Here is a 12154-nt window from a genome sequence, read left to right as displayed (position 1 = left end):
AATTGGCACAGTTTGATCCGAAATCACTGGCATCATAACTCCGAAATTACTGGCACAAAACGAACCGAAGTATCCACCGTATCCGTTAAGGAAGCCAATATTTTATGACGCCAATCAAAAGCAGTCTTTTTATTGATCTTCAAAGATTCCTTGATCTTATCCAAACTCTTCTCTTCTAACATTAAGACTAAATAGGCATCCACTTTGTCTTTCTTATGTAAACCTGCCATCCAAGTGCCTGTATATTCTGTAAAGCTCCTACGACAGGACTTACACTTGTAACGTTGAGCTCCTCGGTCTATCCCAAAACGAACATATTTGGGGTGACTACAATGAGGACAGCTATCCAAAATATGGCGACGAGATGCTTGTGCCTTAATTGTGGGACTTCCTTTCAATGTCAATTTCTCAAGTTCTGCCGCCAATAAAGCTTGATCTTCAATGGATAAATTACCTATTTCAACTTTTATCTTTTCTAAATCCATAAATTAAAAATACGAATAATAGCAATTATAGACTAGAGCGATGAGTTTTTATAAATGCTTCTAATTCAAATAAATTTTCAATAGAATGGTTAGATATTTCAATCTTTCCTGCTACTAAAGATAACCTATTCATTTTGAAGGGGTTATTTTTGTTTATAAGTGTTTTTTCTTCTTGAAAATCATCGTTTTTTTTCGCATAGAGTACTGTTTGGAGTACTGAATTTTCCTTTTTTTAGGTAAAACCTTCTATTTCTGATTATGAAAATCCTTTTGACTTTAGATACTAGCGGTTCACTGATCCCTTGTTTTTATTGAGTTTGTAACTGTTGAGGAAGTGTTTTTCTGAAAATGTTAAAATATGCGACCTTCGGAGTTTGGCTTACCGCGACTTAGGAAACTATTAGTACCATATTTATTAAATTCTTTTCTCCAACGGCCTAGCGCGATGTAGGAATATCTAATTCTCTACATACCTGGAATATATTTCCTCTGGCATAACCTGATTCTACAGATTTTAGCTTAAAATCGATACTATAATTCTTTTTACGTTTAGACATAATTCAGTGATAAATTAGATAGCAATAATTCCATCAACTTAATTTCCAGTCAAATGTAGTAAGTCCAAAATTATAGGCAGGATAGTTTTGGGCAAATGGTTTGTATGAAAACTATACAAGTAGGTCGATATTCAAATGAAAAAGTTATAAAAGCATATGTCAAAAATTAAAATGTTAAACGGAAGAATATTTTACAAGATTATCAATCATTAAAAATATACGCCTTTCATTTTATTACATTAATTAACTGATAGTCAATAAGATGTGTTGACAATGTTAAAATTTGTAATAATTATTTTTATTTAGAATAAATAAAAATAATTATATAATTTTGCCGGAATTTAATTTTTAAGACAAAAGAATGAAGAAAAATTACTTAATAATATTTTTAATAGTTTTTTATTATAATATAAATGCTCAAGTAACATTGCGTGATGGGTTAGATAGTCCATCATCAATGAAGATAATTGACGATCTCCTTTATTTTTCAGAATGGGACCATGGTCGTATATCTTATTTAGGTTTAGATAATATCGGTGCAGGACCAACAGTTATTGATGAACTGGCATCAAGGACGTATGGGATGGACGTATATAACAATGAATTGTATTACGGAGACTCTGGCTCAAACCCAAAACATATTAGAAAATTGGATTTAGCAGATTTAAACGCCCCAAGTATCCCCGTTCTTTTCAATTCTACATTTCCCTATAGTTTAACTTTTGTGGGTGATATCTTGTATGTTGTAGATAGTATTGGAAAAATTGTCAAATTAGATATGACAGCAACTCCTATAGTAGGAGAGGACTTTGCTACTAGTTTAGATGCTCCGTTTGGGATTGTTTATAATGAGATTGATAATTCTCTTTATTTTACACAGAGGGCTGTTTCAGGTGGAACACCTAGGGTTTCTAAGATTGATTTATCAAATTCGACTCCCGTTGTTGAAGATGTTGTAACCAATGTAAATGCCCCTTCTGGAATAGATCTAGATGTTAAAAATCAAATTTTATATGTGGCCGATCCTCCTACAGGTGCCCCAGGTATAGTAGATAGAATCGTAAAAATAGATCTTAAGTCTTCTTCGCCAACAGCAGAAGTCTTTCTTGATAATTTTAATGCTTGGGATTATCCATCTGGAATTCATGTTTCAGAAGCTAATTCGGTAACTAAATTGTATTTTACTAAACTTTTTTCGGGAAGTATTCATTTTGTAGATGTTACAGATACTGATGGTGATGGAATATTAGATAGGATGGATTTAGATGATGATAACGATGGAATTTTAGACACTATAGAAACAGGTGGATTAGACCCAAATGAAGATAATGATAATGATGGCTTCTCAATCTATTTAGATGACGATGACTCAGATCCAGCAATAGGTGATAATGACAATAGCCCTCAACCAATATTTGATGATTTAGATGGAGATGGGGTCCCAAACCATTTAGATTTAGATTCAGATAACGATGGTATTTTAGATATCGTAGAAGCAGGAGGAACAGATGCTAATGAAGATGGTGAAGTAGACTACCCAACTCAAGGTCTTTCCCATACCATGATCGATGTTGATAATGATGGGATAGCAGACGCTTTAGATACAGTAGATAGTGGAAGCGGATCAGGAGAAGTAACAAATGGAACAGCTTTAATACTACCAAATACAGATAATGAAGGGTTATCAAACTATCTAGATATTGATTCAGATAATGATGGAATACCTGATAATGTAGAGGGACAAACTACTGCGGGTTATCAGCCACCATTAGAAGCAGATGATGACAATGATGGAATCGATAACCAGTACGATTCAGACTTTGGAGGAAGTACCCCAATAACAACTCCAACAGATACCGATGCAAATACTACAGAGAATTTGCCAGATTATTTAGATTTAGATAGTGATGATGATGGGGTATCAGATACAGCCGAATCAGGGTTAACAGATGATGGAACAACAGTAGATACTGATGGCGATGGGTTATTAGATACATTTGATACAGTAGATACGATAGCAACACTATTTGATGTTAATGATGCATTAAATGCAGGAGCTTTAGACACAATAGACAGCACAGCAGATACACCAGAAGTTGACTTTAGAGAAATAGATATGGATAAAGATGATGATGGTGAAGATGCTACTACAGACCCCGATGATAATGATCCTTGTATAGGAGGAGATATTTCGAGAATCGACTTATCAATAACAACAAGTTTATGGGCAGTAGCAGACTGTGATGGAGATGGAGTATCAAATTTAAAAGAATTAGATAGCGATGGAGATGGAACAATAGGTCCAGATGATACTGACCCCAACGATCCTTGTGATTATAATTCCCCAGATATAAGTTTACCCGTAACTACTACAAGTGAATGTAATATAATTATATATAATATAATGACACCCGATGGTGATAACCAAAATGATACATTTTACATTACAGGAATAAATAACCCTAAGTATAAGAATAATACTGTAGAAATCTTTAATAGGTGGGGGAATTCAGTTTATAAAGCATCTGGATATAATAATGAAGATGTAGTATTTAGAGGTTTATCTACAGGAAGAACAACAATAAACGGTTCAGAAATATTACCATCAGGCACTTATTACTATGCAATAGACTTTGGAGATGGCTCAAAGCCAAAAGTAGGGTGGTTATACATTATCAAATAAAAAAAGAAACATGAAATTTAAAATATTTATACTGTTGTTAGTATTCACTTTAGTTTTATCTAAAGTTAATGCCCAACAAGACTCGCATTTTACACAGTACATGTATAATACGATGACCATAAATCCAGCGTATTCAGGAACTAATGAACATAAAATAATTAATTTATTAGGTCGTGCACAATGGGTAGGTGTTGATGGATCTCCGTCAACACAAACAGTAAGTTATGATACTCCTTTAGGATATAGTGGTATGGGATTAGGTGTGAACTTAACTAATGATCAAATAGGACCAGCTCACGAAATAGCTTTAGATATAAACACTTCTTACATAATTCGAGCTAGTGAGAAAGGAAAAATTTCTTTTGGATTAAAACTGGGAGGACGACATTTAGCTGTTGATTGGAATAAAGGGTTGGTGAAAGACGTTCAAGATAAAAAATTAACAGGAAACATCAGTCGTTTTTTACCAACTATAGGAGCAGGTATTTATTACTATACAAATAAATTGTATTTAGGAGTTTCGACCCCTAATATGTTAAAAGCCCGATACTATGATGACTCAATTGCCAGTGGTGGTGGTGTAGCAGCAGAACGTATGCACTTCTTTCTTATAGGGGGGTATGTATTTGACTTATCTGAAAACCTAAAGTTTAAGCCAGCGTTTTTAACTAAGGTGGTAAGTGGAGCACCTTTATCATTAGATGTTTCTGCAAATTTCTTATTTAATAAAAAATTCACTTTAGGGGCATCTTGGCGCTGGAATGATTCTATAAGTGCTTTACTAGGGTTTAAAGCCACTAAAAACTTAGAATTAGGATTTGCATACGATTTAACGACATCTAATTATAGTAACTATAATTCAGGAACTTACGAATTAATGATTCGTTGGAATTTCTTCAAAGAATTAACCGCAAAATCACCAAGATTCTTTTAAAACTTAATAAAAATGAAAAAAATTACATACATATTGTTTATTTTATCAATAACGATAGGATATGGGCAACGAAAATATGCCGCAGACAAGTATTTTAAAGAATTTGCGTATAAAAAATCATCAAAAATATATAAAGCGATTCATGATAAAGGAGATAACTCTTATTTAACTTTAAGTAGGTTATCAGATTCGTATTATTATAATAATGAATATGAAGAAGCAGAAAAATATTATAAAAAATTAATAGGTAAATATGAAAAAGTAGCGATTCCTGATCATATTTTTAGGTATGCTCAAACATTGAAAACTAATGAAAAAATAGGAGAATCTAACAGATGGTTGTTAAAGTTAAAAGATAAAGGATATAATACTAGTGCTATAGCATTAGAAAATAATAGAGATTATTTTACAGAATATTCTAACAAACCTCAAATTTATTTTAATCTTCATAATCTATCAAGTAATACCGAATATTCTGACTTTGGAGGATTTGTTAAAAATGAAGAATTTTATTTTTCATCAACACGTCCAAAAACTGGAACAAAAGGAAAGTTATATCAATGGAACCGTCAACCTTATTTAAATATCTATAAAGCAAAGGAATCGATTATAGAAAAAAGTACGAGAGATATAGCAGATATAACGTTATTAAAAGACGTATTATCTAAATATCATGAATCAAACTTTGTAATTACAAAAGATGGAAACACAGCCTATTTTACTAGAGATAATTACGACGGCAAAAAGTTACGTGGAGATGATCATAGAATATCTCATTTAAAATTATTTAAAGCAGAAAAAAAAGACAATAAATGGGTAAATATACAAGAATTACCATTTAATAATGATGCGTATTCATGTGGTCACCCAGCATTAAGTGCTGACGAAAAAAATCTATACTTTGTATCTGATATGCCTGGAGGTCATGGAAACACAGATATTTATCGTGTTGCTATTTCAGGTAATAGCTATGGTAAACCAGAAAACTTAGGAAAAACTATTAATACAGAAGGAAAAGAAATGTTTCCTTTTATAAGCGAAAATGGAACTTTGTTTTTTGCTTCTAATGGACACTTAGGTTTAGGAGGATTAGATGTTTTTGAATCTAAACTGGAAAACAATACGTATGGTAAGCCAATAAATATAGGAACTCCAATAAATAGTACTTATGATGACTTTTCATTTATTATAAATGAAGAAGACAAGTATGGCTTTTTCTCTTCTAATAGAAAAGAAGGAAAAGGAGATGATGATATTTATAGTTTTATTGTAAAACCAGAATGTAAAGAAAGTATAAAAATAGTTGTTACAGATTCTATAACAAAAGCTCCGCTAGGTGGTGTTGATATACTATTTACAGGAGATGAAAAATCATTAGAGGAACAAGTTATAAAAGAAGATGGAACTTACCTTTTTACAGATAACGAATGTGATAAAGAGTACACTTTTGTAGCATCAAAAAAGAACTATAGAGAAGCAACAAAATCCATTAAAACTTTAGGTGTTAACAACAAAGTAGTAGTACAAAATATCGAATTGGTTCCTTTAATAGTAGAAGACGAAATAGTAATCAGACCTATTTATTTTGATTTTGATAAACATAATATACGTAAAGATTCAGAGCGTGAATTAGAGCATATTATAACCGTAATGAATAATTATCCTGATATGGTTATCAAAATAGAATCACATACAGATAGTAGAGGAAGTGCTGATTATAATAAGCATTTATCAAAAAAGAGGGCAGAATCTATAAGAGATTACATTATATCTAGAGGAATAGCTTCTAATAGAATAGAGAGTGCTATGGGTTATGGAGAAGATAAGTTGCTAGATGCTTGTGAAAATTGCACAGAAGAACAACACCAAAAAAATAGAAGATCTAGTTTTTACATAGTAAAAGGAAGAAAAGAGAATAACAGCAGAAGGTCAAATTAATTAATTCAGAAAAGTGTAAAATGTATACGATTAAAAACCCCAGGTTATACAATATAGCCAATTTTGGTTTTATAGTATTACATATACGCTGAAAACGTATCGAGTCATTATAGAAATACATGTCTCGATACGTTTTACTCTCATTAATTCATTAATCATATTGATTTTAATGGTATTAATCAATCCCAAGTTCGAGTTTGGCAATACCCTATTATGTACTGTAAATACTTTACGGAATTAAAATAATAGTCATGATATAATGGGAAGTAGTAACTAATACTGATTTTTAGAATATAAAAATGACAACTTTATTAAAAATAAAAATGAAATTCAAAACACTCATTTTTTTTGCTTTTATTCACACCACTTTTTTTGCTCAATTTATTAATACACCTGGAGGGGTAAGTTGTGATGATTTAAAACCTATTTGTTGGGATCCACAGGGGCGTTATACATTTGAAAACGTTTCGGATGTAATAAATGAGGGTACTGGAAAACAAGTAGCTTGCTTAGATACAAATCCTAGGCCTTCTTGGTTCTATTTTAAAATAGCAAAGGGGGGAGATGTAAAGTTTCGGATTAGTCAATGGGCAGATTTAGTGCCCAATAATAGGTTAGACCCTTTTGTAGAACCTGGCTTAGATGTAGACTTTGTGGTATGGGGACCTTTTAACTCTAAAAGTGTAAGGTGTAATGATTTTTCTGATCATTGTTTACCTAAATATAGTACGTCTTTGGATTCTGGATGTCCCACTAATACTACATTTACTAATGCAAGAGATTTTTATGCTACTATTAACACTACTAATGTAAAGGATTGTAGTTATAGCATTGCTGCTATTGAAGAAATGCATCTAAATAACGTAAAGTCAGGTGATTATTACGTTTTGTTAGTAACAAATTACTCTAATATAGGTTTAAATGGATTAGTTCAAATAGAGCAAATAAATTTGGATGAATCAGAAGCAGGAACTACAGATTGCTCAATTGTTGATATTGTGCATGTTTTGGGTGATGATTCAGAAGTTTGTGATGTTACAACTTTAAATGCAAATCCAAATCAAGACCAGCAATATGTACATTATTTTTGGGAAATAGATACAGGAAGTGGATTTGTTGAAATACCAAATACAAATGGAGAACGTATTATTACTGTAAATGAAACAGCAACCTATAGGGTTTCGGTAACAGATCTTGTAGGAGATATACACCAGGATGAAGTGGAAATTACTGTTAAACAAAGGGTTGTTCCTTTGTTTAATGCAATAGTTCCTATTTCTTTTGGAGATACATTATCTGAATTACCTACCACTTCTATAAATGGTATTACGGGATCATGGTCTCCAATATTAAGCAACTTAATAACTCAAGAGTACACATTTATACCAGATTCAGATCAATGTGCTACACCTACTAATATTATTATAGTAGTTGCACCATTTATTCTTGATAGTGTTTTGGGGGGTGATTTAAACCTTTGCGGCGTTACAAATACAACTTTAAATGCAAATCCAAATGAAAGCCCACTCTATGGAAATTATTTTTGGGAAATAGATACAGGCAATGGATTTGTTGAGATATCAAATACAGGAGGAAAACGTATTATCACTGTAAATGAAACAGGAGCTTATAGGGTTACAGTAACAGATAGTATAGGCAATATACATCGAGATGAAATAGCAATTATCTTTAATGAAGAAATTGTGCCTTTGTTTAATGAAATTGATCCAATTTGTTCTGGCGATGAGTTATCAGAATTACCTACAACTTCTTTAAATGGTATTACAGGATCATGGTCACCAGAGTTAACTAACTTAAAAACCGAAGAATATATATTTACACCAGATGCACATCTGTGTGCCACAAGTGTAAAGATGACTATTGGAGTGATATCAATAAATAAATTGGATATAGAAGCAAGTATTATTGATAATAATTACGGCAATGACTATAGAATCAAAGTAACCATAAAAAATAATAATGAAAGATTTAAAGAATTTGAATACAGTTTGGATAATAGAAATTGGCAGGAAAGCAATGTTTTTGACAACGTAAAAGAATGTTTTCAAACGGTATATGTGCGTGATGTTTCTGGGTGTAATGATACAGGAGTACATACAACTTCAGTTTTGGATTATCCTAAGTTTTTTACACCTAATGGAGATGCTATTAATGATAGATGGAATATTCATTGTCTAAAAAATAATACTTCAGCGGTAATATATATCTTTAATAGATATGGTGCTCTGTTGAAGCAAATAAGACCTTCTTATGATTCATGGGATGGAACGTATAGAAATAGAAATATGCCATCTAACGATTATTGGTTTAAAGTTGAATATTTAGATAAAAATGATGGTGTTGTTAAAACATTTTCTTCACATTTTACTTTAAAGCGATAAGTGGACTTGCAAGAGAAATTCGGATAATTTTTCTAAGAACTATGCTGCATTTTTAAATTTACAAAATTGGTTAGTTGGTATATACAATTGTTAGGCAACATAAAAACTTACTCAAACGGAAAACAAAACGGAAAAAAGAGAACTATGGTAAAAGCAAAATTAATAATAGACGGAAAAGAAATCAATGTGCTTTGGTTTGCACTTTCTTTCAGTCAAGGAACGGATAGAAGTGGTAGACCTTCACAGATTCCTATTTTTAACGGACTTCGATTGGTTATTGAAACTCGAAAAGACCTAAATCTTGCCGAATGGGCATTTGCATCTAAACAAACAAAACAGATAGCATTACACATCTATCCTGTTGTTATGGGAGGTAAAACTCGTAAAGTCTATTTTTTAGATGCAAACCTTGTAAATTGGAAAAATAACTTTTCTTCGACAGGCTCAAACCCTATGACTGAAACTTTAGAAATTACTGCTGCTGGTGTGGAAGACTCTAATTCTAGTGGTGTATACTCTGCATCTTGGAGAGTTACCTATCCACAAAAAGAGACTCAAACAACAGTTAGAGAAGAACAAGAGGTTGAGCAAGAAGAAATGTATTATGTAGATAAAATAGAAATAAGTAATCTTGATGAAGGTTCTACCAATTCTAATTCAAACAAGAAAATGGGAATGATTCATAATAAAGAATATTCCCTAAAAGTTAGTAAGTTCCGAAATAATAAAACTCCTGAAAATTTAAATGATATTAAATGGAGTTACAGTTATATCAAAGAAAATGAAACTGTTATTGGAAACATAAAACAAACTGGAAAGGAAATTACTTTTAAAACTGATGACTTAGATTATTGTGGGTATCCAATTACTTTTTATGCTTATATTGAAAAAAAAGAAAATGAGGCTGAACTAGAAGTATTTCACCATTACCGTTTTAAATGGTTTGATAGAAAAATTGTAGAGAAACAAATAGAAAACAGAAAAAATGCCCCTTGGAAAATAAGTCAAGGATCATCTTCTCTATGTGGTATGGTTGCTTTATATTATGTATTACTTAAAAAAGATGCTGAAGCTTATGGTAAATTAGCAAAGGAATTACATAGAAAAGGAACTGCTACTATTAACGGATATACTGTAGAGACACACCCAAAAGCTTTAGAAATGTACGATGTAAAACCAACTCAAGATACAGGCTATATAAATATGGGAATGGCTGAGATAGATTGGATAGTACTAGCAGTTACAAGAAGTAAAGAAAGTTTAAATAGTGCTTTTGTATATAAAGGTGTTGAAGATGGAGATATGGATATGCTAAAAGCAGTAAACTGGCCTAGAATGATGGAGCGTATGACCAAACAACTAGTTGGCGGAACCAATATAGATAGTACTGGGCTTAATGAAATACTTATACAACAAAAAAAACGTCCTTTAGGAGGAAAACTGTATGACCATTTTTCTAATAGTGATTTAGAACATATACAAGAAGTTGATAAAAAACATAAAGAAGGCAAACACATTATGATGATGGTAGATGCACAAATGTTAGAAGGTATTGTTAGTTATTCATATAGCGATATAGGTTACGAATCTCATTGGGTTGTATATGAAGGAGGTCTTATATTTTATGACAAAGACAACAATACGACTACTGATTTAAATGAAGCAGAATTTTTAGGATTTAAAGTATATACTTGGGGATATAATTCTGTAGATTATAAAAATGAAAAAGGTGCCCCTCCTTACTTCAATATATAAATTTCTAATAAATAAAAAAATCAGTGTGAAATCATTTAAATCTACTTTTTATGGATATATTGAAAATAACTAGCGTGATTATTACTTTTTTATTTCTTTTCATTAATTGTAAAGATGTAAAAAGAAGAGGGTATAATTATGAACACAAAGAAATAAATCTTAAAAATTGGAATGTTAAAGAGAATCCTATAGAAAAAGTATCTTTGTTATGTTATAAAAAAGGAACAGATTTTAAGACTTTAGAAACAACTGTCGTGGCGACAGCAATAATAGACGATTATAAAAATCGTAAAATGACATCTTTAGCATTTGATTCTTTACCAATTCTACTTAATAAAAATTATAAGTTAACTATAAATGACACTATAATTTATAATATTAAAAACATAAAAACAGATTATAGAATTGATGGACATGGCCCTAATATAATTGACACAGTACATAATATGATTAGATCATTTAATATCAATAATAAAGAATATAATTTTGATAAACCTAGGAACTTTTTAATTCCTAAAGATGCTTATATTATAGAAAAATGAATATAAAGCCATTTAAATCTACCTTTTATGGATATATTGAAACTAATTAGAATAATACTTTTAATTTTAGTATTCCTAACATCCTGCCGAGAAATAAAAAGAAACAAGTATGATTATAATCATAAAGAAATAGTCTTAAAAAATTGGAACTTAAAAAAGAATCCTATTCATAAAATATCATTAGTACAGTATAAAGAAAAAACAAATTTTACTTCTTTTGAGAGAGAACATAAATTAGATACTGTTTTAGATTATTCCAAAGGACATAATGCAGTTTTCTTACAATATTCAGACTCAATTTTGACAAATAAAGACCATCAATTAACTATTAACGATTCAGCTATTTATAGAATAAAAGATATACAAACATCTTATATAATTTCCCCATATGTACCATTGAGTATAGATTCTGTATATAATATGATAAAATACATGAATATAAATGGAAAAAAATACATTTTTGATAAACCTAGAGTGTTTACTATACCTAAAGAAGCTCATTCTTTAGAATAAAAACAAAAACATTGCCTAATAACTAAGCATATGGCGTGCCGATAGGCTAGCGCTATATGATCTGTTGACTGATCTGGGATTTGGTGATAAGGGGGGATTCGTGGAATATCTAGTTTTGTTAGGACGATTTTAAATAGCCCATAATGTTAAATATATTTGAATTATGGTAAAGCGAAAACATAGTAACGATTTTAAACTTATGATTGTAGAGTTATTACAATCAGGTCAAAGTGTACAGCAAGTGAGTTCAGAATATGATTTAGATGGAAGTATGATCCGTAAATGGCGTAAATCATATGAATCTACCTCTGGTAAATTCACTGTAAAACAGGAATTGAGTACAGA

Annotated in this window: 8 protein-coding genes and 1 pseudogene; 8 read left to right on the top strand and 1 reads right to left on the bottom strand. The window is 31.0% G+C overall.

Annotation, left to right across the window (positions count from 1 at the left end):
* Positions 1-89 precede the first annotated feature (89 nt).
* Positions 90-371, bottom strand: a pseudogene (locus CVD18_RS19180) (IS1595 family transposase); the annotation flags it as partial.
* A 1032-nt stretch (positions 372-1403) separates the two neighbouring features.
* Here CVD18_RS19180 and CVD18_RS19175 point away from each other — a divergent pair.
* From CVD18_RS19175 to CVD18_RS19140, 8 genes are all read left to right on the top strand, one after another.
* Positions 1404-3725, top strand: coding sequence for a gliding motility-associated C-terminal domain-containing protein (locus CVD18_RS19175; RefSeq protein WP_103867121.1), 2322 nt, complete (start codon positions 1404-1406; stop codon positions 3723-3725).
* Positions 3726-3735: 10 nt separating this feature from the next.
* Positions 3736-4659, top strand: a complete 924-nt coding sequence (locus CVD18_RS19170) for a type IX secretion system membrane protein PorP/SprF (protein WP_103867120.1) — start codon at positions 3736-3738, stop codon at positions 4657-4659.
* A gap of 12 nt (positions 4660-4671) precedes the next feature.
* On the top strand, positions 4672-6597 hold the full coding sequence (locus CVD18_RS19165) for an OmpA family protein (protein ID WP_103867119.1): 1926 nt from the start codon (positions 4672-4674) through the stop codon (positions 6595-6597).
* 299 nt (positions 6598-6896) lie between these two features.
* The gene (locus tag CVD18_RS19160; protein ID WP_103867118.1) at positions 6897-8999 is read left to right on the top strand and encodes a T9SS type B sorting domain-containing protein; all 2103 of its coding nucleotides are present in this window, start codon (positions 6897-6899) and stop codon (positions 8997-8999) included.
* A 144-nt stretch (positions 9000-9143) separates the two neighbouring features.
* On the top strand, positions 9144-10754 hold the full coding sequence (gene tssD / locus CVD18_RS19155) for a type VI secretion system tube protein TssD (RefSeq protein WP_146052856.1): 1611 nt from the start codon (positions 9144-9146) through the stop codon (positions 10752-10754).
* A gap of 50 nt (positions 10755-10804) precedes the next feature.
* Positions 10805-11296: a hypothetical protein gene (locus CVD18_RS19150; protein WP_103867116.1), complete on the top strand. Its 492-nt coding sequence runs from the start codon at positions 10805-10807 to the stop codon at positions 11294-11296.
* Positions 11297-11323: 27 nt separating this feature from the next.
* Positions 11324-11809: a hypothetical protein gene (locus CVD18_RS19145; protein WP_103867115.1), complete on the top strand. Its 486-nt coding sequence runs from the start codon at positions 11324-11326 to the stop codon at positions 11807-11809.
* 163 nt (positions 11810-11972) lie between these two features.
* A partial coding sequence (locus CVD18_RS19140) for a transposase (RefSeq protein WP_146052779.1) occupies positions 11973-12154 on the top strand: 182 nt, incomplete at its 3' end.

It is taken from the genome of Aquimarina sp. I32.4 (genome assembly GCF_002924285.1).
In the GTDB taxonomy this organism is placed as follows: Bacteria; Bacteroidota; Bacteroidia; order Flavobacteriales; family Flavobacteriaceae; genus Aquimarina.
The sequence above is the reverse complement of the archived record's forward strand: the minus strand, read 5'-3'. Positions and strand labels throughout refer to the sequence as shown.

Bases quoted from the DNA above. Each gene is read 5' to 3' on its own strand.
- CVD18_RS19175 (WP_103867121.1), top strand. From the start codon at position 1,404: ATGAAGAAAAATTACTTAATAATATTTTTAATAGTTTTTTATTATAAT.
- CVD18_RS19170 (WP_103867120.1), top strand. From the start codon at position 3,736: ATGAAATTTAAAATATTTATACTGTTGTTAGTATTCACTTTAGTTTTA.
- CVD18_RS19165 (WP_103867119.1), top strand. From the start codon at position 4,672: ATGAAAAAAATTACATACATATTGTTTATTTTATCAATAACGATAGGA.
- CVD18_RS19160 (WP_103867118.1), top strand. From the start codon at position 6,897: ATGACAACTTTATTAAAAATAAAAATGAAATTCAAAACACTCATTTTT.
- tssD (WP_146052856.1), top strand. From the start codon at position 9,144: ATGGTAAAAGCAAAATTAATAATAGACGGAAAAGAAATCAATGTGCTT.
- CVD18_RS19150 (WP_103867116.1), top strand. From the start codon at position 10,805: ATGGATATATTGAAAATAACTAGCGTGATTATTACTTTTTTATTTCTT.
- CVD18_RS19145 (WP_103867115.1), top strand. From the start codon at position 11,324: ATGGATATATTGAAACTAATTAGAATAATACTTTTAATTTTAGTATTC.